Below are 25,525 nucleotides of genomic sequence, written 5' to 3' on the forward strand. Positions count from 1 at the left end.
AGCATGCTATAATTGAATTTGCGCTAATTGATAACTGTTTTCATTAACGGATTCTCAATTGGTAGTAAATAATCGATATCGGGGATACCCATGAAGATACGTTACTTAGTCATCGCACTTATCAGTCTTTCATTCCTATCGCTATTTGTTGGAGTGAGCCATATTACGCCAATGGGTCTGCTTGATTTTAAATCGGAAGCAACCGAAATTTTTCTAATCAGCCGCGTGCCGCGACTTGTCGCTATTCTTCTTGCAGGAGCAGGGATGAGTATAGCAGGTCTCATTATGCAACAGCTGAGCCGAAATAAATTCGTTTCACCGACAACAGCAGGAACTTTGGATGCGACACGGCTCGGGATTCTTGTTTCGATGCTGTTATTCACAAACGCATCCACAATTGAAAAGATGATTGTCGCATTTGTATTCGCGCTTGCCGGCACGCTACTGTTTATGCAAATCCTTGACCGTATCAAATTCAAGGATGCGATTTTCATTCCGTTAGTTGGGCTTATGTTCGGTAATATTTTGTCATCTATTGCGACGTTTTTCGCTTACAAAGCGAACGTCATTCAAAATATGTCGGCATGGTTACAAGGTGATTTTTCGATGATTATGAAAGGACGTTATGAACTTCTATACATAAGCATTCCCGTGCTAATCATCACATATTTGTACGCAAACCGGTTTACTGTTGCGGGAATGGGTGAAGATTTCTCGAAAAACCTCGGGCTTGCTTATAGGCGGATCGTCAATATCGGACTAATCCTTGTTGCGCTTATTACCACTACCGTCGTCTTGACGGTCGGAATGATTCCCTTCCTTGGATTGATCATTCCGAATATCGTTTCTATTTTTAAAGGAGATCATTTACAGAAGACATTGCCTCATACAGCACTGCTAGGCGCGATATTCCTGCTTGTCTGTGACATTTTAGGTAGAGTGCTTATCTATCCGTATGAGATTTCAATTAGTTTGATGGTAGGCGTTATTGGCAGTGGAATATTCCTCTATTTATTGTTTAGGAGGAAGGCCTATGCGTAACTCAACGAAACTCATCATTCTCTCTGTAATCGCAGCTATATTCTGTATTCTGTATCTTTTCCAAGGGTTAAACGGAAGCTTTGACTATGCGTTACCGCGCCGCGGTATCAAAGTGATGGCAATGGCCATCACGGGTGTTGCAATCGCGTACTCAACGGTCATTTTCCAAACAATTACACATAACCGTATTTTGACACCGAGTATTATGGGTCTTGACTCACTGTACTTATTGTTGCAGACCGCAATCATTTTCTTCCTTGGTTCGGGTCATGTGATAATCGTCAATAAACAGGTGAATTTTATAATATCTGTTTCTGCAATGGTTGTATTCGCGCTTATCCTCTATCGATTTTTATTCAAGGGGGGCAAACGCCCAATTTATTTCCTGCTTCTTGTAGGAATTATCGTCGGGACATTTTTCGGAAGCATATCGACATTTTTGCAAGTGTTAATTGATCCGAACGAATTCATGCTTGTACAGGATAGGATGTTTGCCAGTTTCAACAACGTCAGCGGTGAACTTGTTTGGTGGGCATTTGCCATCGTTATCATCAGTCTCGTCATTGGATGGAGATACTTCAACCAACTTGATGTTCTGTCACTTGGAAGGGACACCGCACTTAACTTAGGTGTCTCTTACGACAAAGTCGTCAAGACCATGCTAATCCTATCTTCTGTTTTAATAGCGGTCTCAACTGCACTAGTAGGTCCAATCACATTTTTTGGTTTGATCGTTGCGAATTTGTCCTATCAGTTTTTCAAAACGTATAGGCATAGCATCCTTATTGCGGGTGCGTCTATTATGAGTATTATCGCGCTTGTCGGGGGACAATGGGTTGTTGAACGAATATTCACGTTCTCGACGACTCTCAGTGTCATTATTAACTTCATCGGCGGCATTTACTTCATCTACTTACTATTAAAGGAGAGTCGATCTACATGATCCAAGTCCGTGAGCTATCGAAGTTTTATGGTAAAAAAGCGGTCGTTGAAAAAGTAAGCGTGAATATCCACCGCGGAAAAATCACGTCTTTTATCGGACCGAATGGTGCTGGTAAATCGACACTTCTATCAATGGTAAGCCGTCTGCTAGATGCAGATACGGGGGAAGTGCTGGTTGATAAAGACAATGTAAAACAGATGAAATCGAACGATTTTTCAAAACGAGTTTCGATTTTGAAACAGTCGAACTTCATGAACGTCCGTTTAACAATTCGTGAACTAGTGTCGTTTGGTCGTTTCCCACATTCAAGGGGGAGGCTGACGGCCGAAGATCTTCGTTTCGTCAATCAAGCGATGGATTATATGGATCTAATGGATATGCAGGACGATTACCTCGACGAACTGTCAGGTGGACAGCGCCAGCGGGCATTCATCGCAATGGTTATCGCGCAGGATACGGATTATATATTGCTTGATGAACCGCTGAATAACTTGGATATGAAGCACTCCGTCCAGATCATGAAAATATTGAGAAGACTTGTAGATGATTTAGGGAAAACAGTTGTCATCGTCTTACATGACATTAACTTCGCATCCGTTTATTCGGATCGGATTGTTGCGCTTAAAGAGGGACGTGTCGTCAAAGACGGTCCGACAGATGAAATCATCACTTCTGATGCATTAAAGGATATCTACGATATGGATATTCCAATTAAACAAATGGCTAATTGTCGTATATGTGTGTACTTCGATTCTTAATCAAGAAAAGTGTAGTTACCCGGAGTTTATAAATCGATTCAAGTAAAGAGATTTAAACTTACAATACAACTAAAAGGATGGTAATGATGAAGAAAATACTAATGACAATGATGTTGTTCGCATTAATGGCTGTACTTGTAGCTTGTGGATCGAAAGACGAAGATGCAACAGACGATAAAACAACTGGTGACAAAACAGAGCCAAAAGTTGAAGAAACTGAAACAGCAGAACCAATGGTAATTACGCACGACCTTGGCGAAACTACAGTCGAAAAAAATCCTGAAAAAGTTGTCGTATTCGATTTTGGTATGCTTGACACGCTAGATGAGCTTGGCGTTGAAGTAGCAGGTGTTCCACAAAAGAACATTCCTTCATACTTGTCAAAATATGAAGATTCAAAGTATGTAAACGTTGGCGGTCTTAAAGAACCTGATTTTGAAGCAATCCATGCAATGAAACCAGATGTTATCCTCATCTCAGGACGTCAATCTGCTATGTACGATGAACTAAGTGAAATTGCTCCAACAATCTTTGTAGGAGTGGATACAACAAACTACATGGAGTCATTCAAAGAAAACATGGAAATGGTTGCTGAACTCTTTGGTAAGGAAGATGAAATGAAAGCAGAACTTGCAGACATTGACGAAAGAATTGCAGCGATTAATGAAAAATCAAGCAAGAGCGATGCGAAATCATTGATCATTCTTGGAAATGAAGGAAAAGTAAGTGCTTATGGACTGAGTTCACGTTTTGGTATTATTCATGATGTATTTGGCTTTAAAGCAGCTGATGAAAAACTTGAAGTATCGACTCATGGTCAAAGCATCACATTCGAATATATCCTTGAAACAAACCCAGACATTCTCTTTGTTATAGACCGTGACGCTGCGATTGGCGGCGATGCAAGTGCAAAAGATTCAATTGAAAACGACCTTGTGAAGAAAACAAACGCTTATAAAGACGGTAAAATCATTTACTTAGATCCTGACTATTGGTACCTGTCTGGTGGCGGACTTCAATCTGTGAAAGAAATGATTAAAGAAGTCGAAGCGGTATTGTAAAAATAGCAAGAGAGCCGATCCACTGAAAAGTGAACCGGCTCTTTTTTTGTTGTATAGAAAAATATAAAACTATCGGCCTGTGGACAACACTTAGCGAATTAGGTCGCATTTACACATTTACTATCTAAACACTGGGTATAATGATAGAAAATACAGAAAAATATGATAAGATTAATGTACTAGCCTAAAACGGAAATTAGATTTGAAATGGGGGGGAAGATATGGGGAAATCTATTACGGTAAAAGCAGAAACGATTGAGGAAGCTGTCCGGCTAGCCTTATCGATTACAGAATTGAAATTGGAAGAAGTCCATATTGAAGTGTTGTCGAATCCGCGAAAGAATCTTTTTGGCTTACGAAAAACGCTGGCTGAAGTAAATGTTACACAAATCATCGAATCACCATCCGCTACGAAAAAGACGCAAGATCGGAATCTGGCAATCGAACAATATCTCGATAGATTAGTACCAACAGAAGGGACGAATCGGGAATGGAACGATGCCCAGCCTCTGGGTGGCCTGTCATCAGCAATTAGTAAAGTAGCTGGGGCACGTATTAGCAATGAAAAGATTGATATACAGTTTTTAGGTAAAAAATACCCCATAGTCGTTCCTGGTTCAAATGTTAATTTCTCAATCAATGGAAAACAAATAAAGCGGCAAACAATTATTTCACCTGGAGATAAAGTAGAAGTGACAGTAAGTGATGGGCTTATACCACCACATTTTGAAATTCAATTGATTGAGCATGACATGCTTGCCATGCTTATTTTCACACCTGGGAAAAAGGTGAAGCACACTTTACGCGATACGGAGTTCGAACAAGTTCTTCATATTGAAGCAGATGAGGAAATTGAGTACTACAATGATTTAGACCCTCAAGTAATTGTTGAGCACCTGAAATCATTAGGCATACAAAAAGGGTTGCTCTTCCCGGCTATCAAGAAAGTGACGGACGCGATCAAACCGTTTGAAACGATTGTGGCAAAAGGGGTACCTCCAATTGAAGGACTGGATGGCGATTTAGAAATGCATATCGACTATCAGGAAAAAACACCGGGGGAATTGGAAAAGGTGGATTTTCATGAGATGAACCTGATTGTGTCGGTAGAAGCTGGACAAGTCATTGCAACCTATATACCACCGGTTCAGGGAACACCAGGCAATAGCCTTCTTGGGAAAGCGATCCCTGTGAAAAAGGCGAATGACATTGTCCTGCGTCTTGGTGTGAATGTAACGCAGGTGGACAATGATATTGTTGCAGCGATTTCAGGGAAACCATCCGTGGAATGGAGAAATAAGCTTGTGAAAATTGATGTCAATCATGAATTTCATCACCAAGGGGAAGTCGATATGGCGAGCGGAAATATTCGCTTTGAGGGGAACGTAAGTATACAAGGGAATATACAACCTTCAATGTTCGTGGGGGCGACAGGAACAGTTAACATAGGGGGGTCTGTGACGAAAGCGACGATTCATGCCATGAAATCGGCTGTCGTAAAAGGGAATATTTTTTCCTCCACAATTAGCGTCGGGCAACATGAGTTTATAATAGGAGAACTAACAACTCAACTTAGTGAAATTAAGGGGTATCTGGAACTAATTCAAGCTGCAATCCAACAGATACTCCTGATACGGGGAGAGACGGACGATAGCCTCAGTTCAGCTGAGTTGAACCATCTTATTAGGCTCTTGCTCGAAAAGAAATATACGGCATTCCAAGATTTGAATAGGCACTTCCTCCAAAAAGTTAAAAATCATTCTCTCCAGTTGCCGGTAGAATGGAGTGAAATGGCAGCCAAATTATATGAGGTATTTATAACTTCTGAAAATAAGCAATTGAAAGACATGGGTGGTTTCGAACTTTTAATCGGGGAAGTAAAAACGCTTGTGGAATTGTATGGTGAGAAAGCAGCTCCGAAATTATACCTTTCAGTACCCTATGCCATTAATAGCGTGTTATATAGTAATGGCAATATTGAGGTGACCTCGAAAGGGCTTTATCATAGTTCGGTTACAGCAGGTCACGATATAAAAGTGCGTGGTGTTTGCCGAGGCGGGGAAATCATCGCAGCCAATAAAATATCCCTCCAAAATACAGGGTCCGTAAACTTAATTAAGACAGTTGTCCGAACAGGAGAAAAAGGGAATATCACAATTGGGCATGCGCATGCGGGAACAGAAATTCATGTTGGAAATAGGGCTTATACATTTACAGCCAATGAAATGGGTGTTTTTGCTCGTCTGGATGATGAAGGAATGCTATTGATAAAATAAAGAATTCCTGTTGAACATGAAAATAGTACAGGCCAGATGTTGAGTTAGGGAAACTCATAGCATACAATAGTTCTAACCTAGAAATAGAAAGAAGATGTATACATGGATGGAAATGTACTGTTTGCATTCGCCCTTACTCTTTTTGCGGGACTTGCAACGGGAATCGGTAGCTTACTTGCATTTTTCACAAAAAGGACGAATACAAAGTTCCTCTCGATAGCCCTTGGATTTTCAGCGGGCGTTATGATTTACGTATCACTTGTCGAAATATTTGTAAAGGCTAAAGATGCACTTGTGTTAGATTTGGGCTTAACCAATGGCTATTGGGTGACAATTGCCGGCTTTTTCGGCGGAATGCTGTTGATTGCACTTATCGATCGTCTCATTCCTGCGATTGGGAATCCGCATGAGGTAAAGAGTGTAGAAGACGTGAATGCAGGTCCGACGAATGACGAATATGCCAAGCTGAAAAAAATGGGTATGTTTACAGCCCTCGCTATTGCCATACACAACTTTCCAGAGGGAATTGCAACATTCACTTCGGCGTTGCAAGACCCTACGCTTGGAATTGCTATTGCCATCGCAGTTGCGATACACAATATTCCAGAAGGGATTGCTGTCGCCGTACCTATTTATTTTGCGACGGGTAATCGTAAGCAAGCATTTAAGTTATCGTTTCTTTCTGGATTGGCAGAACCAGTTGGTGCGATTGTGGCCTATCTTATTTTGATGCCTTATTTGAACGGTATTATGTTCGGCGTTATCTTTGCTGCTGTAGCAGGAATTATGGTATTCATTTCAATCGATGAATTACTGCCTGCTGCTCGGGAATACGGCGAAGCGCATTTGTCGGTCTACGGTTTTATGGCTGGAATGGCAGTAATGGCTGTTAGTCTCGTGCTTGTCGCGTAAAAAAACCTTTGTGTGGATTCGGTGTGTAAGGTATAATGACAGGTGTAAAGACACCAGGTTACACACTACACTACGAGGGGTAGAGACGTTATGAAGAAACAGAAACAGGAAATTTCCCGAAATAAATTATTAGGGCTTGCGGGAACGGGCTGGATGTTCGATGCAATGGACGTCGGAATTCTGTCGTTCGTTATCGCGGCACTTGCAGTAGAATGGCAGTTGACGCCATCTCAAATGGGTTGGATAGGCAGCGTCAACTCGATTGGGATGGCAGTTGGTGCATTAGGATTTGGAATGCTTGCGGATAAAATCGGTAGGAAAAACGTATTTATGATGACGCTTGTCCTGTTCTCTGTGGCTAGTGGATTATCTGCGTTGACGATGACGCTTACTGCTTTTCTGATCCTCCGCTTTTTTGTCGGAGCAGGACTTGGTGGCGAGTTGCCAGTCGCATCGACATTAGTATCTGAAAGCGTTGAGGCGCATGAACGGGGGCGTGTTGTCGTGCTCCTTGAAAGTTTTTGGGCAGCAGGATGGTTGCTAGCCGCAATCATCGCCTACTTTGTTATTCCGAACTATGGCTGGAGAATTGCGTTAATTATTACAGCATTGCCGGCATTTTACGCCATCTATCTTCGACGCAGATTACCGGATTCTCCGAAGTTTGAGCTGGATGGCAAACCGAAACAGTCAGCTGTAGAAAAGATTAAAACACTGTGGTCGAAAAAGTATGCACGACGAACACTCATGCTTTGGATCGTCTGGTTCACGGTAGTATTTTCATATTATGGCATGTTCCTGTGGTTACCAAGTGTTATGGTAATGAAAGGCTTTGATTTGATTCATAGCTTCAAATACGTTCTTATTATGACGCTTGCTCAATTGCCAGGCTATTTTACAGCTGCTTGGTTAATCGAGAGAGCAGGACGGAAATTTGTTCTTGCCACGTATCTTCTTGGAACTGCAGCAAGTGCATTGTTCTTTGGTAACGCAGAAACACTTCCATTGCTTCTCACTTCAGGTGCATTGTTATCTTTCTTTAACTTAGGTGCTTGGGGAGCTTTGTACGCGTATTCGCCAGAACAATATCCGACTGCAATCCGGGCAACAGGATCTGGAATGGCGGCAGCGGTTGGCCGTATTGGCGGTATATTCGGACCGTTACTCATCGGTACACTTCTTGCGGCAGGTTACGGATTCGATTTGGTATTCGGTATCTTCTGTGGCGCGATTATTATCGGTGTGATAGCCGTTGTCTTTTTAGGAACAGAAACGAAACAGACTGAATTGGAATGAATGATGGCCTGCCTTTTGTGATGAGGGCAGGCTTTTTTAAAATTAATCAAATGAAACTTCCACCTCTATTCATCCGTAAAAGAAGGTAAGGATAAAGGGGATGAGAATATGTCAGTACGCGAACTTACTGTATCTATTTTACCAGCGGCGGCAATGGATGTTATTGAGCAATTTGTAGTCAGAGGGAGTATCAGTGGAACGCTTGTCGATCGGTATGTGAGGCGGCTAGGCGATTACGAAGTCCATGTCCTAGTGTTGGAAAAGTATTATATGAGGTCCAGCAACCGCGCGTCGCTTACTGTGACAATCGATAATTTAGAAGGACAAACGAAAGTCCATGCGGTCGCATCCGGCGGTTCAGAAGGGATGTTCCTGCGCTTTGATTGGGGCGCTGGAAATAATTTTGCAAACAGTGTGGAGTCTGCATTGGGATCGTATATAGTGGGTTAGAATGAAGAGATAGGCAAAAATAATCAACGCAACAAACCAATAGCGACATAGTCCAGAGTCTTTCCTTTTGATGGAAAGGCTTATTTTGTTAAAATGAAAACACAAGAGAGGGGTGCTTAGATGTTCCGTATACCTGAATCGATTGCGAACCTTGGCCGGGAACGGATAGAAGGTTTTCCTGTGGAGGGGTTTATTTACGGAGAAGGTCCCATAAAACCGGAGCTGATGCTAATCGGCGAAGCACCTGGTGAATTCGAATTGGTTGATGGTATTCCTTTTATCGGTCGTGCTGGGAAGGAACTGATGAAGTCACTCGAGACAATCGGTTTAACACGTGAAGACGTTTATATTACAAGTGCAGTCCGCAGCAGGCCATATAGATGGGGAACGAAAAATAACCGTGACGGAACCACGACAGAACGGAAATATAATCGGCCACCAACCATGAAAGAAATTTTGGCACATGCGCCAGTGCTCGATTATGAACTAGCAAATATTGAGCCGAAGCTCATTGTCACGCTTGGTAACGTCGGATTGCAACGATTACTTGGCAAAGAGGCGAAGGTGACGGAGCTTCACGGGCAGCTGTTGGATCGCCCCATTCAATTTTTAAAAGAATTAGATGATACGAGCTTCAACTTGACACAGAAGTTGTACAGGATAGTGCCGACATTTCATCCCGCGTCTATCTTTTACAGGCCGTCGCATAGACCCTCATTAGATGCAGATTGGTTGGAGATTGGCCGTATATTGGGGGAGATGAATTAGTGGAAGCGATTCATCATAAAAAAGTACTGATTATCGGTTGCAGTGGAGCTGGAAAGTCGACCCTGTCACGCAAGCTCGCTATGAGGTGGGGATTGCCTTTGCATCATCTTGATGCACTGTTTTGGAATGAAGGATGGATACCTACACCAAAACCGGAATTCCGTGAGATGTTGAAAGACGTGGTAGCGCAGCCTGAATGGATCATCGATGGGCATTTCAATTCCACACTCGAAATGAGAGCACAATATGCGGATCTAATCATCTTTCTTGATTTTTCGAACTGGCTTTGCTTATCACGGGTCACGAAGAGGGTATGGAGTTATTGGGGACAGACACGTCCAGATATGGCGGAGGGATGTCCCGAAAAGATTGATATGAATTTTGTCCGCTGGATTTGGCGCTATCCGAAAGACGTTCGACCGGGTGTGTTAGACATTTTGCGGAAAACTCAAGCGGATGTCGTACTGCTGAAGACATCGGTTGAAGTTGAAAGATGGTTAGCGACTACACCGCAAAGAAATACAAAAGGAGGAGTTCTATGATTCGCTTTGAAAATGTAACAAAACGTTTTGCGGATGGAACGGAAGCGTTGAAGAATGTGTCCGTGACAATCCCGACAAATAAGTTAACGGCCATTATTGGCCCTTCTGGCTGTGGAAAGACGACGCTTATGCGGATGATTAATCGGCTGGAAGTACCGTCAGAAGGCGCCATCTATATCGATGAGCTGCCAATCTTCGAACGAGACGAAGTGGAGCTACGCCGTTCAATCGGCTATGTTATTCAACGAATCGGTCTCATTCCTCATATGACGATTGAAGATAATATTGCACTTGTTCCTGAATTACTCAAGTGGGATAAAGAGAAAACTGCTGTTCGTGTCGATGAATTACTTGATATGGTGGATCTTGATCCGGCTGTATTTAAGAAACGTTACCCTTTTGAGCTATCAGGCGGTCAACAGCAGCGGGTCGGCGTTAGCCGGGCACTTGCGAGTGACCCGAACATTATTTTAATGGACGAACCCTTTTCGGCACTCGATCCTATCAGCCGTGAACAGCTCCAAAAAGAATTGAAGAAGCTACAGAAGAAAATCAAAAAGACAATTGTATTTGTAACACACGATATGGACGAAGCACTCGAAATTGCGGATGTAATTATCGTGATGCGGGAGGGGCAAATTGAGCAGATATCTTCGCCTGATGAATTGATTGAAAATCAGGCAAATGATTTCGTTCGTGAATTCATTGGACAGGAACGAATTGACAGACAGCGTAATTTCGGTCAGAGGCCTATTAAAGAGTTCGTTAGATTCTATGATGAAACATGGACAGGCGAAGTAAGAGAAGTGACTTCAATGCTGACAGTCGATGATGCAATTATTGTCCTGGATGCCCATCCTAGCAGTCGTCTTGCCGTAGCTGAAGATGGAGTTGTGATTGGCTATATTGGTCATCATTCGCTCTTGCAAGCGTCAATGGATAACGGGAAGTGGGTGAAATCATGAAGAACTTTATCGAGACAGTGACTAGTCGTTCAGACATGATTACAGAAGCTTTTCTCCAACATATCTTTCTGTCTTTCGTAGCACTTGCCATCGGGATACTCATTGCTCTACCAACTGGAATGCTGGTTGCCCGTCATCGTCGTTTTGCAGAGCCAATCATTGGTGTAGCAGCGATTTTACAGACGATACCAAGCCTTGCATTGTTCGGTTTTCTTGTTCCGTTAATCGGAATAGGCTCAAAAACGGCTCTTATTGCACTTATTATTTACGCATTGTTACCAATCGTGCGCAATACATATGCGGGTCTTACAGGTGTCGATGAGGCGATTGTCGAAGCGGGACGAGGGATGGGGATGACGCCCAACCAAATCTTGAAGAAAATTGAGTTTCCGATTGCCTTGCCTGTTATCATGGCTGGTATTCGGACAGCGACTGTGCTGACGGTAGGTATTGCCACGCTTGCAACATTCGTCGGGGCAGGCGGACTGGGAGATGTTATTTATAGGGGTTTGCAATCTTATAATAATGCGCTTGTTCTTGCAGGAGCGCTGCCAGTTGCATTACTCGCCATCGCTTTTGACTTCATCCTAAAATGGGTAGAGAAGAAGGTAACTCCAAAAGGCGTACAACATTGATAGGGGGAAGAAAGATGAAAAAAGGATTAGGAATTATTTTAATGTCGTTGACACTGCTACTTGGGGCGTGCGGCGGTAAAGATGAAATTGTTATCAGTGGAAAACCATGGACAGAGCAATTCATACTGCCACATATTTTAGGGCAATATATTGAGGCAGAAACGGATTATAAAGTGAAGTATAAAGATGGTCTAGGTGAAGTAGCTATCATGACGCCTGCACTTGAAAAAGGCGATATCGATCTTTACGTAGAATATACAGGAACGGGTTTGAAAGACGTTCTGAAAGAAGAATCGAAAGCGGGAGAGAGTTCTGAAAGCGTTTTGGAACGTGTGAAAAAAGGCTATGAAGATAAATTTGGAGTGACATGGCTAGAGCCACTTGGTTTCGAAAACGGCTATACGTTGGCTTTCACGAAGGATAAAGAATACAATGCGAAAACATACTCCGACCTCGCAGGAATTTCCGCAGATGAAGAAATGATATTCGGAGCCCCGCATGCTTTCTATGAGCGTAAAGGTGATGGCTATGATGATATGGTAATTTCTTATCCATTTACATTCAAAGACACGAAGAGCCTGGACCCAAATGTGATGTATGAAGCGGTGAAAAATGGGGATGTTGATGTTATTCCAGCATTCACAACAGACAGCCGTATTCAGATGTTCGATCTTGCCACAACGGAAGACGATCTAGGATTTTTCCCGAAATATGATGCAGCACCAGTCGTGCGTCAGGAAACATTGAAGAAGTTTCCTGATCTTGAAAAAGTGCTTAATAGCTTAGCAGGAAAAATTACGGAAGAAGATATGCTGAAAATGAATGCCCGCGTTGATTTGGATAAAGAGAAACCAGAAGACGTTGCCCGCGCGTTTTTGATTGAAAAAGAATTAATTAAGGAATAAAGAAAAGCGTAAGCGCCTCTGGGCGCTGTAGCTAGACAATAAAGAAAAGCGTAAGCGCCTTGGTAGACCCGAAAAGCGCTGGAGGACCATAAGAGAAAGGCGCTTTTTGCCTTTAACAAAAACCGTTCCCGCAAGACTGGGAACGGTTTACTTAATTCATACAGGGTATTTCTCTGCATTTTTCTTCATCTTCGCACGTGCAGCTTCTTCCAAATCTATGCCGATGAGATCAGCGAATTGTAATAGATAAATAAATACGTCCGCTGCCTCATCCACGATTTCCTGTTTATTATGAGCGACTGCTTCTTCTCCAGATTTCCATTGGAAGTGTTCTAGTAACTCACTTGCTTCCAAAGAAATTGAAATGGCGAGATTTCGAGCATCATGATTTCCGCCCCAATTGCGAGCTTTCGTAAATTCACGTATTTCAGTTTGTAGCTTTTCCAAATTTATCTCATCCTTTCGACAGTTTTTCTTGATGTCCAGCTGCAGGCGCCAACTCCTCGGGACATTAGGCGTTTTATTGCGAGGGCTGTAGAACGCCCTCTCCACAAACCGTCGTATGCCTGTCGGAGCTAGACGGCGCCTTGTGCTTTTCTTGAGTATACGTTACTTAGACTTGTGATTCTAGGGAATACTAATAATGAAGTGGAGGGCGATTGCGATTTATACACCTATAGATAAATTATTTTTTGAGGCACCTGTACTCGAATTGGCCCGAAATTTGCTCGGACAGTATATTGTGCACAAACAGCCAGAAGGGGATATTGTGGTTCGTATTGTTGAAACGGAAGCGTATCATGGACCTGAAGACAGAGCGGCGCATAGTTTTGATAATCGTCGAACGAAGCGGACAGAAATCATGTTTGGAACCGCTGGACTTATTTATACCTATCAAATGCATACACATACCCTAATGAATGTAGTGAGCGGAGCAATTGGAACACCCCATGCCATTCTTATCAGGGCAGGAGAACCAGTGGTTGGATTAGAACTGATACAGGAGAACCGTGGCCATCATTTAAAAATGACAGATTGGACAAATGGACCAGGGAAATTATCGAAAGCACTTGGTGTGACAATGAAGTATTACGGTCATCATTGGACAGATGAGCCGCTATTTATTGCCGCAGGTGCTGCGCCTGAAGAAATTGTGGCTGGTCCCCGGGTGGGTATTGGAAACTCCGGAGAAGCGGTTCATTATCCATGGCGTTTTTATGAAAAAGATAGTCCTTATGTCTCCAAGTATCGTCCTTAAGTTTAAATGTAGCTCAAAGAGGTATAGAACAAGAGTACAAACAAAAAAAGGAGTGCATTTAAATTGGCTAAAATAGCAACTTTAATCACGAATCTATTTGAAGACTCGGAGTACACGGAACCAGCAAAAGCATTCAAGGATGCTGGACATGAAGTAGTGACAATTGAAAAATCAGCAGGTGTAGAAGTGACCGGGAAGCAAGGTACTGCAAAAGTTAAGACGGATTTCGGCATCGATGATGTAAAACCGCAAGACTTTGACGCATTATTTATCCCTGGAGGATTCTCCCCGGATCAGTTACGTGCAGACGACCGCTTCGTGCAATTTGCGAAGACGTTCATGGATGATAAAAAACCGGTATTTGCAATCTGTCATGGTCCTCAGCTTTTAATCACAGCTAAAACCCTTGAAGGAAGAGATGCAACGGGTTATAAATCGATAAAAGTTGACATGGAAAATGCAGGTGTGAAATATGTGGATAAAGAAGTTGTCGTGTGCCAAAATCAGCTTGTGACAAGTCGTACACCTGAGGACATACCAGCGTTTAATCGTGAATCATTAAAACTTCTCGAAAAGTAAATAGTATTAGCAGAATAGCAAATAATACAAAGAAGGCCGATTATGCGGCCTTTTTTGTATTAGTAGGAGACTATAAAACTCAAACTGTGGAGAAGGTTTCACGTTTAAACTTCAATGCTTAAGGGGGGTGGGGGATATGCCAACTGAAACGCATCTCTGCTGTTCTGCCCTATATCTGCCCGTCTTGACTAGGCGCTTAAGTTTTTGTTATTGTTGAAAAGGTATCCGAAGAGTGATAAATTAGAAGAGTACTATAACACTTAATATTAAAAATGTGACGGTTTTATGGAGTTGCTAATTTTTAGTGCCGTGTACTAACTAGGGGGACATCATGAAAAAAGTACTTAAAATGGGAAGCGCTTTCATCGGTATAATCGTTGGAGCAGGTTTTGCTTCCGGACAGGAAGTTCTACAATTTTTTACAAGTTTCGGTCTTCTTGGTATTGTGGGGGCAATTATTTCGACAGCATTTTTTGCTTATCTCGGTATGGTACTCACTCGACTTGGAAGTCGTATGCAGACCACTTCTCATAAAGAGGTCATTTATAAAATAAGTGGTCGTTACTTAGGGATTATTGTTGATTACATAATAATTATTACGTTATTTGGTGTAGGGGTTGTTATGATTGCAGGGGCAGGTGCAAACTTGAACCAGCAGTTCGGGTTGCCGCCATTTGTCGGCAGTCTTCTTATGATTGTTCTTGTCATGTTGACGGTTATGCTTAATGTCGATAAGGTCGTCGGCATAATTGGAAGTATTACACCATTCCTTATTCTTGCGGTTGTCCTTGTATCTATTTATTGTTTAACAACCATGGACACTTCTTTTGCAGTCCTCGATCCAATTGCTCAAGGCGTAAAAACGACATTGCCAAACTGGTTCATCTCGGCAATCAACTATGTGTCGTTTAACATAGCTGTAGGAGCCTCAATGACCATTGTCATGGGAGGAACAGAGAAGGATGAGAAAATAGCGGCATGGGGCGGATTTGTCGGAGGACTTGGTTTAGGGATTCTTATCTTGCTTAGCCACTTGGCGATTTTCGCTAAAATCGAAACAGTTGGAGATGCTGAGATGCCAATGTTGGCAATCATCAACGATGTTTCGCCTATACTTGGCATATTCATGGCGTTCATCCTATACGGCATGATATTCAATACTGCGGTCGGCATGTTCTATTCTTTCGGAGCACGTTTCATTCAAATTGGTACGAAGAAATTCAATGTTTTCGTATTTATCACCCTCATTATCGGATTTGGATTGAGCTTTGTCGGCTTTAAGGAACTTGTAGCTAAACTCTATCCAACAATCGGATATCTTGGTTTGTTCCTTGTTGTAGCGCTGATTTACGCATCATTCAAACTTCCTGCAAAGGTTAAGAGCTAAAGCTATTTCAAAAACAGGGACGGTCACGGAGCTGAGCTTCGATGACCGTTTTTGTTTTTTGTGGCTTGGGAAATTACAAAATCTCTTTCTATATATGTTGAACAAATGAATACCTATATTAACTGAGCGAAGGCGCCTTACAAGGGGGAGCCGAAGCCCTAAGACTGGCGGCGAAGCTGCTTGGCTTAGGGCGGGAGGCATACCCGAGCGCCGTAGCGGATTTGAAGGGAATCTTTTTTTCAACTTATATAGTGAAAAGTGATAATTCACGTCTAGTCTCCAACGCACTTACGCTTTTCTTACTGCAGTTTGTGTCGAAAAGAAGTCGCTCTTTCAGAGAATAAAGCGATTGAACACTTATGAAGGTTGAGTTGGTTCCATGTATGATGGTTTAATAGACATAGTTAACTTGGAAGGGTGAGCAGCTTGCTTCACTATAGAACTTACGAAATTAGCCCGACAACCCCTTGGGTAACATTCATACATGGCGCGGGCGGAAGCTCTTCCGTCTGGTACAAACAAATTCGGGAATTTAGAAAACAACATAATGTTCTCCTAATTGACCTTCGGGGGCACGGACAATCTGCCGGTGGAATGTGGAAAAAAGGCGATACATTTATGGATATATCGAAGGAAGTAATTGAAGTGCTAGACGAGGTTGGCATAAAAGACACGCATGTTATCGGCATGTCACTTGGGACGATCGTCGCACAGACTATGGCAGATAACTTCCCAGAACGTGTAAACTCACTCATTCTTGGTGGAGCGATTATTCGTTTTGATATCCGAACAAAGTTATTATTATTGGGGGGACGTGTAGTAAAGCGTTTTGTCCCTTATATGCTCCTTTATAAATTATTTGCTTATATTATTATGCCGCGTAAACAGCACGAAGAATCGCGAATGGCTTTCGTCAATGAAGCCAAAAAAGTGTACCAGAAGGAATTTATCAAATGGTTTTCCCTCACTAAGCTTATCAATCCATACTTGACCCGCTTACAAGCATCGACAACTGCCATTCCAACATTATTTTTGATGGGTGAGGAAGACTATTTGTTCATTCCGCCGATTGAGGAAGTTGTTCGTAAAAATAAAGGATTTGAATTCGTTAAAATTGAAAAGTCCGGCCATGTTTGTAATATCGACCAACCGGAAATGTTCAATAAGTTAGCCATCGATTATATAGCTAAAATCGAACAAAGAAAAGCCGCCATCCAACTGGGATGACGGCTTTTCTGCAGATTGACGAATGATCACGTCTGTTGAACAACCATTTATTTGCATGAAATACTGGTGAGTAGGGCTTGATGACCTTCATTTTCACTGCACTATTTTCGGCCCGCTTTCGACTAACTATTCATGACAGATTTACTGAGGGGGCCATACTCTTTTCAGTAATACTGTTGCGAATAGTTGCCTGTCGCGTTCCTTCAATGTTCAAGTGAAAAATGCAGTAGTTTTGGAAGAAAAGAATAGATGACATTCTATGGAGAGTGTAAGTGCCCGAAGATGCAATTTCGGGCACTCTTGCACTTTGTATAATTGGTTCCTTGCTTACTTTTAGCAAAGATTATGCATGTAATTATGTGATACCTTATAGAAAGTGACACTTCTTTACTAATAAAAAAGAGAAAATCCTAAAGATAGCATCAGCCGCCAAAATTATATCTTTGGCGGCTTTTATCCAGGTAGATGCCCCTTTATTCTTTCGTCCCGAAAAGCTTTAGCACTTCGTGTACTTATGCATTTGGAGCGCGAAGGATGAAGGATCACCATACGATTACCGAAAAAATGTGTAGGGATGCGACAAATTCGCATCTCTACACATCCAGAAATTCCGTAATCGTATAGAAGTCATTCAATCCTAAACAATCCAAAGTCAACTATACACGTAGCGCAGTAGCTGATCATGTTAGTCACTGGTTACTCTTGGCTAAACAACAGGTGTCACGGATTATGCGTTTACAAGTTCTAGTTCCTCAGCAGGGCCGAAGAATTCGAAGTTTATTTTTTCTTCTGGAACACCGAGTGCATATAGACCTTTAATGACAGCTTGCATGAAAGGTGTTGGGCCACAAACAAAGATATCGCTGCCTTCAATGACGTTAGCGGCAAGGAAGTCGGGGTTGATAAAGCCATCCCCCTCATCTGAGTAGAGCACGGCATATGTGGAACTAGGCATAGATTCATTCAACGTGCGTAATTTTGCATCGAATGCTTGGTGTTTGCGTGTACGTGCCGAATGTAGGAATGCAGCCGGCCGTTCTGGTGTTGTTTTGGCGATGGATTCATACATGCTCATCATTGGCGTGATACCAACACCGCCGCTAATAAGTGTCACTGGATTTTTACTTTCCATATCAAGATGGAATACACCCGCTGGAACACTAACTTCAACTGTGTCACCGACATTCATTTCACGATGAAGGTTAACGGACATTTTACCGTTCGGTGTGACTTCATCTTCGCGTTTAACAGAAATGCGGTAGGAGTCGCCTGTTGGTGCTTGTGACAAACTGTATTGGCGATTCAAGATATAGTCTTCTCCTGGAATTGTGACACGTAACGTGATGTATTGTCCTGGTTTGTATGAGGGTACTTTTTTGCCATCAACAGGTTTTAAATAGAATGATGTAATAACATCACTTTCAACTACTTTATCCGCGATTACAAAGTCTTTGAATGTTTTCCAGCCGTCATCCATTTCCTCAGCTTTGGCATACATTTCCTTTTCGATACCGATGAAGACACCTGCGATAACTTCATAGGCTTCTCCCCAAGCACCAATAATTTCAGGAGTTGCAGCTTCACCTAATACTTCTTTTATAGCGCCTAATAGGTAGTAGCCGACGATTGGATATTGTTCTGGTGTAATGTTGAGTGATTTGTGTTTGTGCGCAACTTGAACGACAGCAGGTAAAACAGCGCTGAGGTTATCGATATTTGCAGCTGCCGCGTAAACCAGTCCTGCAAGTGCGTTTTGTTGACGTCCTTGGGATTGATTGGCATGGTTGAAGATGTTCAACAGTTCAGGGTGAGCCTCGAACATATTTTTATAAAACACTGTTGTAATTGTTTTGCCGTGTTGCTCCAATACAGGTACGGTTGATTTGATAATGGTAATGGTTTCTTGTGATAGCATGTTGTAGCACGACCTTTCGTAGTTGTTAACTCAAGCTTAAACTATAAAAGTGCTTAAAGATATATTTATAATACATCTTTAGAGGGTGTTAGAAAGTTAGTCACATTTCTTTCACGTAATTGCCACAAACGTTATAATGGTATTTGAAAGAGCGGTGAAGTTATGCGTCTAACGATGTACACAGACTTTTCGTTGCGTGTTTTAATTTATCTGGGAGCAAAAGAGCCAGGGGAATTATCAACGGTCCAGGAAATTTCAGATACATACAATATCTCGAAAAATCATTTGACGAAAGTAGTGCACGAGCTAGGGAAGATGGGGTTAATCGAAACGATACGCGGTCGTGGTGGTGGCATCAGGATGAAAGTGGAACCTAAAGACATCAACGTTGGAAAACTAGTTCGAAGGACGGAAGATGATTTTCATCTTGTTGAATGTTTTAATTCTGAGTCGAATAGTTGTATTCTTTCCCCGGTTTGCCGATTAAAAGGTGCATTACACGAAGCGTTAAATGCTTATTTAGCAGTTTTAGATAACTATTCAGTGGCAGATTTTATCATTAATAAAGATGAGCTCAAAGCGATTTTGTTTGACCATCCATTATGATAAAATGAAATAGAATATAAAAAACAGGGGGCTATTTTTCATGGGAAAAGTTTTTGTTTTTGGACATAAAAATCCTGATACCGATTCAATTTCATCGGCAATCAGTTACGCGTATTTAAAGCAGCAATTGGGAATGAATGCAGAAGCAGTAAGACTCGGTGATGTAACGAATGAAACGGCATATGCGCTTGAATATTTTGGTTTTGAAGCGCCACGTCTTATCGAAAAAGCCGCGCCAGAAGTAGCGAAAGTCATTCTCGTCGACCATAATGAAAAACAGCAAAGTGTGGATGATATTGATGATGTGCAAGTAATCGAAGTTGTCGATCATCATAGAATTGCTAACTTTGAAACGAACGATCCTCTCTATTACCGTGCAGAGCCGGTAGGATGTACGGCAACGATTTTAAACAAACTATATAAAGAAAACGGTGTTGAAATACCGAAAAATATTGCTGGGCTTATGCTGTCTGCACTTATTTCGGATTCACTATTATTCAAGTCACCGACGTATACAGACCAAGACCGTGCTGCGGTTGAAGAATTGATTGCTATCACAGGTGTGGATGCACAAGAATATGGACTGGCTATGTTGAAAGCTGGTGCAGATTTAAGTGGTAAAACGCTCGAAGACCTTGTGAAACTTGATGCGAAAGAATTTGGTATCAATGAAGTGAAGATTGAAATTGCACAAGTGAATGCAATTGACATCAATGATGTTATGAATCGTCAAGCCGATTTGGAAGACCTTCTATACCGTGTCATTGCTGAAAAAGGGCTCGACCTGTTTTTGTTTGTCGTAACTGACATATTGAACAACGACTCAATCGTATTGGCACTTGGTAAAGAAGCGGGGCGCGCTAGCGAAGCATTCAATGTTACACTCGTGAACAACACGGCAACATTGAAAGGTGTCGTCTCCCGTAAGATGCAAATTGTTCCAGTATTGACTGAAGCATTGAAATGATATGAAGTGAATAGGAAAAGGTTGCAGTCCGCGTAAAGTGGATTGCAACCTTTTTGTTTTAATTGAGGATGAGCTGGTATCTCGGATTAGTTATGATAGCCATATCCTATTTCAAATCAAGTGGTTTCGTCGCAGGGCCTTCGAGGACGGAGCCGTCTTTTCGAAAGCGTGAGCCGTGGCACGGGCAATCCCATGTTTCATCGCCGGCATTCCACCTCGTCCGGCAGCCCATATGCGTACAGATGGGGGAGTCCGTCCGTGTAATATGACCGCCAGTAAACTCTTTTAAGACAAGCCCAGTATTTTTCAAAGCTTGCAGTAAGAATGTACCAAACCCTGTTCGATCAGGCGAATAAAGTTCGGAAGCACGATTCTCTTTGCCGACAATTAGATCGCTGATAATCCGGGCGCTCGCCATTGAATTCGATAGTCCCCATTTTCGATATCCCGTACTTAAATAGACGTAAGGCATGCTAGAAGAAATAATTCCCGCGTATGGAATCAGATCGGGTGTCTGCGGGTCTTGCGCGGACCAGCCATGAGTCAGGGGAGAGAGGTTATACACATCTTGCAAATCGGTGTAAAGCCGATTGTAATGTATCTGTGTATCGCTTTCCATTCCCGCCTGATGACTTTCCCCAGACAGCAGAAAATACGTTTTTCCATCGATTTGTGCCGTTCGGATGGACCGTTTTGGTTCATCGACTGCAATATACTGCCCGCGAAGTGGCATATCACCTTCTGCCGCGACGATATAAGACCGATCGACAGACAATTTCATAATTTGTAGCCCACGCAGTGCTTCAATCGGGTAGTGTGAACATAATATTAGTTCCTTGAATTGAACTTCATGTCCCGATTTCATAGAAAGTAGACGTTTCTTTAAATCCATTAATAAAACATCCGAATGTTCGTAAATACGCGCTCCTGCTTCAACCGCAAGACGCGCAAGATGTTGTCCGAATCGCACAGGGTGAATCTGACTTTCGTTATTCAATGTAAGTGTTGCGTCAATCTGAATCGGTAATTCAGAATTCCTCCCCAGTTCACCTGGGATGCCAAGTTCCTTGTATGCATTCATCTCATAACGGAGTAATTCAGTGCCAAGCTTAGATTGAGAATAAAGAATAGAATCAGCTGCCTTTAATTCATCTTTTATTGCAATAGATTTCCCAAATTGAACGGCTTCTTCGTTCACTTCAAAATACATTTTTGCATTGTCTCGTCCAAACTGTTTTAGTAACTTTGCATAAACGAAGTCATGTTGGGCAGTCAGTTTTCCCGTGGAGTTGCCCGTAGCTCCCGCAAGGATTGTATCTTTTTCGAGAAGGATAACATCTTTCCCTTCTTTAGCTAGAAAATAGGCGTTTGCAATTCCACTTAGTCCGCCCCCGATGATGCAGACGTCGCAGGTGACATCGCCCTCAAGTTTTGGATATGGTTCACGTGGATATGCAGTACTAAGCCATAATGAATTGGACATAAAATAACCTCCGTCAAGTCTGCTTGAAATAGTAGTAAGCATATTCATTGTTCCCTTCTTTGATTGAATTTAAAATGAAGAGTATGAAAGGTGGCGGGAAAAATGAAAATTGAAATATGGTCAGATTATGTTTGTCCATTTTGTTATATTGGAAAGCGCAGATTAGAAGAGGCATTAGAGCAAACTGGTCTTGGGGAAAAGGCTGAAGTTGTTTTCAAAGCATATGAACTAGATCCGAATTCGCCCGCAGTATCCGATACACTGATGACAGAAGTCCTTGCGAAGAAGTATGGGATGAGTGTGGAAGAAGCGAAGAAGATGACTGATAATGTAGTTGACCAGGCAAAATCTGTGGGTCTGAACTATAACTTTGACGTAATGACGCCAGCGAATACATTTAATGCACACCGTCTAGCGAAACTTGCTGAACAGGAAGGTTTCGATAAGACTGTATCGGAAAGTTTACTGAAAGCTTATTTCATAGATGGTGAAAAAATAGGTGCAGAAGACGTATTGCTTCGCATTGCCGAAGAAGCAGGAATTTCACGCGACCGTGCGAAAGCAGTTCTTGATTCTGATGAGTTTGCAGATGATGTAAGAATGGATATCGCAGAAGCCCAGCAAATAGGTGTGAAAGGTGTTCCGTTTTTCGTTATCGATCGCAAATATGCAATCTCAGGAGCGCAGCCGGCAGAAGCATTTGCAAATGCACTTCGACAAGCCGCGGAAGAAGAAGTTTAAACAAAAGAAATAAAAAATCGGCCATGTGATCATAATGATCGCATGGCCGATTTTTTAAGTTATTTATTAAATTATAAAATCTCGAACTAGGATAAGTTACAACATAGAGATTTCACGTCTAGACTCCAGCGCCTAGCCCCTCGAGTCGCTTCAGGCTTGCTGATAAAGGCAAAGAACGCCTTTCCCTTCAAGCCTTCCGGCGCTTGTCGGGGCTTAGCAGGCGCTTGCGCTTTTGTTATTATTGAGCTGGGTTTGCTTGTAAATCGATTGTGACTTTAATGTCGTCACCTACAAGAACGCCGCCTGCTTCAAGCGCTTGGTTCCATGTAAGACCGAATTCTTTTCTTGAAATTTTCCCTTCGACTTCGAAAGCAGCTACGTCTACGCCCCAAGGGTTTTTACCTGTACCTTCATACTCAGCTTCGAATGTAACTTTTTTCGTTACATCTTTAACTGTCATATCGCCAGTAACGTCATATTCGTTATCGCCTTTTTTTACGATATCTGTTGAAACGAATGTGATTGTCGGGAATGTTTCTGTATCGAAGAAATCAGCAGAACGAAGGTGGTTGTCACGATCGTCGCTATTTGTATGAATTGTTGTAGCGTCGATTGTGAAGTTGATGTTAGCACCCGTCAAATCTTCAGGATTCCCTTCGATTGTACCTTCTACGCCTGTAAAACGTCCTCTTACTTTAGAAACCATCATATGCTTAACTGAAAAACCAACACCTGTATGTGAAGCGTCTACTGTCCATTTTGTCATTGGAAAAACTTCCTCTCTGAATAAGTTATGTTCTTACTATATTCGATAAGTATCTTGAAGTCAAGGTATTTAAATGAATTTAATTTGAATAAGGTGAATAGTAAGACCTTTATTCTAATTAGTATTCCTTGTCAAAGTATAAGTTTGCAAGCATACTATTAAAGATGAAAAGCTTTAAATTGAAAGGATTGAATGTTGATGTCGAAACATCAATGGTATGAAGAACTTCAGAAAACAATTACAACAGGTACATTATTAATTGACGAGTCACTATGTAAATACACGATGACAAAACTTGGAGGAGCTGCAGACCTTCTTGTCATACCTGGAACAATAGATGAAACAGAGGCGACAGTACGTTACGCATATAAAAATAATATTCCATTATTATTACTCGGAAACGGGTCGAATATGGTCGTCAGGGATGGCGGTGTAAGAGGAATTGTCCTTCACTTGTCACAACTCAATACGATAAGGATTGAAGGATCACTTGTGCATGCCGAGGCGGGGGCACTAATCATTGACGTTTCAAAACGTGCGGCAGCGACTACACTGTCGGGTATCGAATTTGCCTGTGGAATTCCAGGCTCCATCGGGGGCGCAATGGCGATGAATGCCGGCGCGTATGGTGGGGAGATAAAAGATATAATTGTGCAGGCAACAGTGTTAACGAAAGCTGGAGAGCGGTTAGTTCTTTCAAAAGAACAACTTGAGCTCGGTTATAGGAAGAGTATTATATCGCAAGAGGGCTACTACGTTCTCTCGGCAGATTTCCAACTCGCACAAGGAGACCAGGGTGTCATTGATGGGAAGGTAGCAGACTTAACCTTCCAGCGTGAATCAAAGCAACCGCTTGAGTATCCATCGGCCGGAAGTGTGTTCAAACGACCACCGGGCTATTTTGCGGGCAAACTTATTCAAGACTGCGGTCTTCAGGGAAAAGGGCATGGCGGAGCAGAAGTTTCATTGAAGCATGCTGGTTTTATCGTCAATAAAGATAATGCGACCGCATCCGATTACATTCAGACAATTAACATGGTGAAAGCGGAAGTGAAAAAAGTATTCGGCGTTGAACTGGAACTTGAAGTGAAAATCGTCGGCGAAGAAATAACGGAATAGCAAAAAGCGGATGACCCATGATTGGGCTATCCGCTTTTTTGTTTTTTTAGGAAACTATATGTTTTTTGACGTAGAGCAGTGTTTAGGCTCCAGGCATCAATCTCAACACAAAGTCGCAAATTTAGACTGTCTTCTTTGAGTTTCAGTCCTTTATTTAAAGGCAGAGATCGCCTTTTTCTCCAGCGCTTGTTGGGGTTAAAAGGCGCCTTGCGCTTTTCTTATCATCTGGCGTTTTTACAAGAGAGCAGTGCAGGGTCGGTTACCTGGTCGTCTGTAATGTGCACTTGGCACATTTTATTGTTACTCATGAATTTGAAGATCCCATTGTTGAAGTCAGTTCCAACTTCTTTGAAGAAAATACCTTCAAAGCGAACTTCTTTTGAAAGCGTGAAGTTGACGCGGAAACCGTTACTGTCTTCGACTAAGTAGGCACGTACGCCTTTTTCGAACATGCCGTCAATCTCGTCTCTGATGGCGCGATCGACAGAAACGACATGGAAGTCGACGAATGTGATTTCTCGTAACAATACGTTCATGAACGAACCTTTAGTAATCTCTTCCCATCTACTCTGAGCAGTTTGCCCAAGAATGATTTGGGTAATGTTATGTGTATGAGCTACTTCCTTAATAACTTTTGCGGAAGTACGTTTTTCATTATCCCGGATTATGAAATCTTCTACTTCAAGTTCTTCAGCGAGTTCTTTCCAACGATCGATATATTCGGATTTTTCCGCGTCAAATTCATCATAAGGAAGCGGGTCCACTGTTAAAATATACATTGGACAATCCATGATCGTTGCAATTTTATGTCCGCGCCTAATGAGACGCTCACCATTTGGACCGTAGTAGACACAAACGAGAATACTCTCGTCCATACGACCTTTTACTTTGCCCATGACGGTAGTCACCTCTTAATTATATTTTG

At 42.2% G+C, this 25,525-nt stretch carries 26 protein-coding genes; 21 read left to right on the plus strand and 5 right to left on the minus strand.

Annotation, left to right across the window (positions count from 1 at the left end; translation table 11 throughout):
- Positions 1–90: 90 nt before the first annotated feature.
- From ACGLYD_RS21550 to ACGLYD_RS21610, 13 genes are all read left to right on the plus strand, one after another.
- Positions 91–1,041: an ABC transporter permease gene (locus ACGLYD_RS21550; RefSeq protein WP_067205131.1), complete on the plus strand. Its 951-nt coding sequence runs from the start codon at positions 91–93 to the stop codon at positions 1,039–1,041.
- Positions 1,034–1,984 carry an iron chelate uptake ABC transporter family permease subunit gene (locus ACGLYD_RS21555; protein ID WP_067205134.1) on the plus strand — a complete coding sequence of 317 codons (951 nt, stop codon included), beginning with the start codon at positions 1,034–1,036 and terminating at the stop codon, positions 1,982–1,984. Before ACGLYD_RS21550 ends, ACGLYD_RS21555 begins: the two co-directional genes overlap by 8 nt.
- Positions 1,981–2,742 (plus strand): ABC transporter ATP-binding protein, encoded by a 762-nt coding sequence (locus tag ACGLYD_RS21560; protein ID WP_067205137.1) that lies wholly within the window; start codon positions 1,981–1,983, stop codon positions 2,740–2,742. The genes ACGLYD_RS21555 and ACGLYD_RS21560 overlap by 4 nt, the downstream gene beginning before the upstream one ends.
- Positions 2,743–2,828: 86 nt before the next feature.
- Positions 2,829–3,803 (plus strand): siderophore ABC transporter substrate-binding protein, encoded by a 975-nt coding sequence (locus tag ACGLYD_RS21565; RefSeq protein WP_338653797.1) that lies wholly within the window; start codon positions 2,829–2,831, stop codon positions 3,801–3,803.
- A gap of 221 nt (positions 3,804–4,024) precedes the next feature.
- Positions 4,025–6,079, plus strand: coding sequence for a flagellar assembly protein A (locus ACGLYD_RS21570; protein WP_399630492.1), 2,055 nt, complete (start codon positions 4,025–4,027; stop codon positions 6,077–6,079).
- 102 nt (positions 6,080–6,181) lie between these two features.
- Positions 6,182–6,991 (plus strand): zinc transporter ZupT, encoded by an 810-nt coding sequence (gene zupT, locus ACGLYD_RS21575; RefSeq protein ID WP_067205145.1) that lies wholly within the window; start codon positions 6,182–6,184, stop codon positions 6,989–6,991.
- A 90-nt stretch (positions 6,992–7,081) separates the two neighbouring features.
- Positions 7,082–8,287 carry an MFS transporter gene (locus ACGLYD_RS21580; protein ID WP_187046530.1) on the plus strand — a complete coding sequence of 402 codons (1,206 nt, stop codon included), beginning with the start codon at positions 7,082–7,084 and terminating at the stop codon, positions 8,285–8,287.
- A gap of 108 nt (positions 8,288–8,395) precedes the next feature.
- Complete coding sequence (locus tag ACGLYD_RS21585) at positions 8,396–8,737, plus strand: DUF6054 family protein (RefSeq protein WP_187046531.1); 342 nt, start codon at positions 8,396–8,398, stop codon at positions 8,735–8,737.
- A gap of 120 nt (positions 8,738–8,857) precedes the next feature.
- Positions 8,858–9,505, plus strand: a complete 648-nt coding sequence (locus ACGLYD_RS21590) for a uracil-DNA glycosylase (RefSeq protein ID WP_067205154.1) — start codon at positions 8,858–8,860, stop codon at positions 9,503–9,505.
- On the plus strand, positions 9,505–10,047 hold the full coding sequence (locus tag ACGLYD_RS21595; protein ID WP_067205156.1) for an adenylate kinase: 543 nt from the start codon (positions 9,505–9,507) through the stop codon (positions 10,045–10,047). Before ACGLYD_RS21590 ends, ACGLYD_RS21595 begins: the two co-directional genes overlap by 1 nt.
- Positions 10,044–11,012: an ABC transporter ATP-binding protein gene (locus ACGLYD_RS21600; protein ID WP_399630497.1), complete on the plus strand. Its 969-nt coding sequence runs from the start codon at positions 10,044–10,046 to the stop codon at positions 11,010–11,012. Before ACGLYD_RS21595 ends, ACGLYD_RS21600 begins: the two co-directional genes overlap by 4 nt.
- Entirely contained in the window at positions 11,009–11,647 is a 639-nt protein-coding gene (locus tag ACGLYD_RS21605; RefSeq protein WP_067205160.1) for an ABC transporter permease, read from the plus strand. Before ACGLYD_RS21600 ends, ACGLYD_RS21605 begins: the two co-directional genes overlap by 4 nt.
- 14 nt (positions 11,648–11,661) lie before the next feature.
- Positions 11,662–12,552, plus strand: coding sequence for a glycine betaine ABC transporter substrate-binding protein (locus ACGLYD_RS21610; RefSeq protein ID WP_338653792.1), 891 nt, complete (start codon positions 11,662–11,664; stop codon positions 12,550–12,552).
- 156 nt (positions 12,553–12,708) lie between these two features.
- Here the strand turns inward: ACGLYD_RS21610 and ACGLYD_RS21615 are convergent, their stop codons facing one another.
- Positions 12,709–12,999, minus strand: coding sequence for a nucleotide pyrophosphohydrolase (locus tag ACGLYD_RS21615; RefSeq protein ID WP_067205165.1), 291 nt, complete (start codon positions 12,997–12,999; stop codon positions 12,709–12,711).
- A gap of 196 nt (positions 13,000–13,195) precedes the next feature.
- Between ACGLYD_RS21615 and ACGLYD_RS21620 the strand changes: the two genes are divergently transcribed.
- The 4 genes from ACGLYD_RS21620 to ACGLYD_RS21635 all read left to right on the plus strand — a co-directional run bounded on the left by ACGLYD_RS21620 (position 13,196) and on the right by ACGLYD_RS21635 (position 17,003).
- A complete protein-coding gene (locus tag ACGLYD_RS21620) occupies positions 13,196–13,810 on the plus strand; it encodes a DNA-3-methyladenine glycosylase (protein WP_197485356.1) in 615 nt (204 codons plus the stop codon).
- A gap of 63 nt (positions 13,811–13,873) precedes the next feature.
- The gene (locus tag ACGLYD_RS21625) at positions 13,874–14,389 is read left to right on the plus strand and encodes a type 1 glutamine amidotransferase domain-containing protein (protein ID WP_187046535.1); all 516 of its coding nucleotides are present in this window, start codon (positions 13,874–13,876) and stop codon (positions 14,387–14,389) included.
- A 331-nt stretch (positions 14,390–14,720) separates the two neighbouring features.
- Positions 14,721–15,776: a hypothetical protein gene (locus ACGLYD_RS21630; RefSeq protein ID WP_340741333.1), complete on the plus strand. Its 1,056-nt coding sequence runs from the start codon at positions 14,721–14,723 to the stop codon at positions 15,774–15,776.
- Between the two features lie 426 nt (positions 15,777–16,202).
- On the plus strand, positions 16,203–17,003 hold the full coding sequence (locus tag ACGLYD_RS21635) for an alpha/beta hydrolase (protein ID WP_338653786.1): 801 nt from the start codon (positions 16,203–16,205) through the stop codon (positions 17,001–17,003).
- 727 nt (positions 17,004–17,730) lie between these two features.
- On the opposite strand, the gene hmpA is transcribed toward ACGLYD_RS21635, so the two are convergent.
- Complete coding sequence (gene hmpA / locus ACGLYD_RS21640; protein WP_067205177.1) at positions 17,731–18,918, minus strand: NO-inducible flavohemoprotein; 1,188 nt, start codon at positions 18,916–18,918, stop codon at positions 17,731–17,733.
- A gap of 162 nt (positions 18,919–19,080) precedes the next feature.
- Here hmpA and ACGLYD_RS21645 point away from each other — a divergent pair, with 162 nt between their 5' ends.
- Both ACGLYD_RS21645 and ACGLYD_RS21650 read left to right on the plus strand, forming a co-directional pair.
- Positions 19,081–19,524, plus strand: coding sequence for an RrF2 family transcriptional regulator (locus tag ACGLYD_RS21645; protein WP_399630504.1), 444 nt, complete (start codon positions 19,081–19,083; stop codon positions 19,522–19,524).
- A gap of 40 nt (positions 19,525–19,564) precedes the next feature.
- Positions 19,565–20,491, plus strand: a complete 927-nt coding sequence (locus ACGLYD_RS21650; RefSeq protein ID WP_338653784.1) for a manganese-dependent inorganic pyrophosphatase — start codon at positions 19,565–19,567, stop codon at positions 20,489–20,491.
- Positions 20,492–20,597: 106 nt separating this feature from the next.
- On the opposite strand, the gene ACGLYD_RS21655 is transcribed toward ACGLYD_RS21650, so the two are convergent.
- A complete protein-coding gene (locus ACGLYD_RS21655; RefSeq protein WP_067205185.1) occupies positions 20,598–21,974 on the minus strand; it encodes an FAD-dependent oxidoreductase in 1,377 nt (458 codons plus the stop codon).
- A gap of 102 nt (positions 21,975–22,076) precedes the next feature.
- Here ACGLYD_RS21655 and ACGLYD_RS21660 point away from each other — a divergent pair, with 102 nt between their 5' ends.
- Entirely contained in the window at positions 22,077–22,715 is a 639-nt protein-coding gene (locus ACGLYD_RS21660; RefSeq protein ID WP_067205187.1) for a DsbA family protein, read from the plus strand.
- Positions 22,716–22,953: 238 nt separating this feature from the next.
- On the opposite strand, the gene ACGLYD_RS21665 is transcribed toward ACGLYD_RS21660, so the two are convergent.
- Complete coding sequence (locus ACGLYD_RS21665) at positions 22,954–23,481, minus strand: YceI family protein (RefSeq protein ID WP_399630508.1); 528 nt, start codon at positions 23,479–23,481, stop codon at positions 22,954–22,956.
- Positions 23,482–23,679: 198 nt separating this feature from the next.
- Between ACGLYD_RS21665 and murB the strand changes: the two genes are divergently transcribed.
- Positions 23,680–24,600 (plus strand): UDP-N-acetylmuramate dehydrogenase, encoded by a 921-nt coding sequence (gene murB / locus ACGLYD_RS21670; protein WP_067205193.1) that lies wholly within the window; start codon positions 23,680–23,682, stop codon positions 24,598–24,600.
- Between the two features lie 221 nt (positions 24,601–24,821).
- On the opposite strand, the gene ACGLYD_RS21675 is transcribed toward murB, so the two are convergent.
- Positions 24,822–25,496, minus strand: a complete 675-nt coding sequence (locus tag ACGLYD_RS21675; RefSeq protein WP_067205195.1) for a histidine kinase — start codon at positions 25,494–25,496, stop codon at positions 24,822–24,824.
- Between the last annotated feature and the right edge of the window lie 29 nt (positions 25,497–25,525).

The organism is Sporosarcina sp. SG10008 (assembly GCF_044569405.1).
GTDB lineage: Bacteria > Bacillota > Bacilli > Bacillales_A > Planococcaceae > Sporosarcina > Sporosarcina psychrophila.

Excerpts from the sequence above, each read along its gene's own strand:
- zupT (WP_067205145.1), top strand. The coding sequence starts at position 6,182 with ATGGATGGAAATGTACTGTTTGCATTCGCCCTTACTCTTTTTGCGGGA.
- hmpA (WP_067205177.1), bottom strand. The coding sequence starts at position 18,918 with ATGCTATCACAAGAAACCATTACCATTATCAAATCAACCGTACCTGTA.
- ACGLYD_RS21675 (WP_067205195.1), bottom strand. The coding sequence starts at position 25,496 with ATGGGCAAAGTAAAAGGTCGTATGGACGAGAGTATTCTCGTTTGTGTC.
- ACGLYD_RS21590 (WP_067205154.1), top strand. The coding sequence starts at position 8,858 with ATGTTCCGTATACCTGAATCGATTGCGAACCTTGGCCGGGAACGGATA.
- ACGLYD_RS21630 (WP_340741333.1), top strand. The coding sequence starts at position 14,721 with ATGAAAAAAGTACTTAAAATGGGAAGCGCTTTCATCGGTATAATCGTT.
- ACGLYD_RS21660 (WP_067205187.1), top strand. The coding sequence starts at position 22,077 with ATGAAAATTGAAATATGGTCAGATTATGTTTGTCCATTTTGTTATATT.
- ACGLYD_RS21555 (WP_067205134.1), top strand. The coding sequence starts at position 1,034 with ATGCGTAACTCAACGAAACTCATCATTCTCTCTGTAATCGCAGCTATA.
- ACGLYD_RS21570 (WP_399630492.1), top strand. The coding sequence starts at position 4,025 with ATGGGGAAATCTATTACGGTAAAAGCAGAAACGATTGAGGAAGCTGTC.
- ACGLYD_RS21550 (WP_067205131.1), top strand. The coding sequence starts at position 91 with ATGAAGATACGTTACTTAGTCATCGCACTTATCAGTCTTTCATTCCTA.
- ACGLYD_RS21620 (WP_197485356.1), top strand. The coding sequence starts at position 13,196 with ATGAAGTGGAGGGCGATTGCGATTTATACACCTATAGATAAATTATTT.
- ACGLYD_RS21580 (WP_187046530.1), top strand. The coding sequence starts at position 7,082 with ATGAAGAAACAGAAACAGGAAATTTCCCGAAATAAATTATTAGGGCTT.
- murB (WP_067205193.1), top strand. The coding sequence starts at position 23,680 with ATGTCGAAACATCAATGGTATGAAGAACTTCAGAAAACAATTACAACA.
- ACGLYD_RS21585 (WP_187046531.1), top strand. The coding sequence starts at position 8,396 with ATGTCAGTACGCGAACTTACTGTATCTATTTTACCAGCGGCGGCAATG.
- ACGLYD_RS21600 (WP_399630497.1), top strand. The coding sequence starts at position 10,044 with ATGATTCGCTTTGAAAATGTAACAAAACGTTTTGCGGATGGAACGGAA.
- ACGLYD_RS21605 (WP_067205160.1), top strand. The coding sequence starts at position 11,009 with ATGAAGAACTTTATCGAGACAGTGACTAGTCGTTCAGACATGATTACA.
- ACGLYD_RS21565 (WP_338653797.1), top strand. The coding sequence starts at position 2,829 with ATGAAGAAAATACTAATGACAATGATGTTGTTCGCATTAATGGCTGTA.
- ACGLYD_RS21610 (WP_338653792.1), top strand. The coding sequence starts at position 11,662 with ATGAAAAAAGGATTAGGAATTATTTTAATGTCGTTGACACTGCTACTT.
- ACGLYD_RS21665 (WP_399630508.1), bottom strand. The coding sequence starts at position 23,481 with ATGACAAAATGGACAGTAGACGCTTCACATACAGGTGTTGGTTTTTCA.
- ACGLYD_RS21645 (WP_399630504.1), top strand. The coding sequence starts at position 19,081 with ATGCGTCTAACGATGTACACAGACTTTTCGTTGCGTGTTTTAATTTAT.
- ACGLYD_RS21650 (WP_338653784.1), top strand. The coding sequence starts at position 19,565 with ATGGGAAAAGTTTTTGTTTTTGGACATAAAAATCCTGATACCGATTCA.
- ACGLYD_RS21655 (WP_067205185.1), bottom strand. The coding sequence starts at position 21,974 with ATGTCCAATTCATTATGGCTTAGTACTGCATATCCACGTGAACCATAT.
- ACGLYD_RS21560 (WP_067205137.1), top strand. The coding sequence starts at position 1,981 with ATGATCCAAGTCCGTGAGCTATCGAAGTTTTATGGTAAAAAAGCGGTC.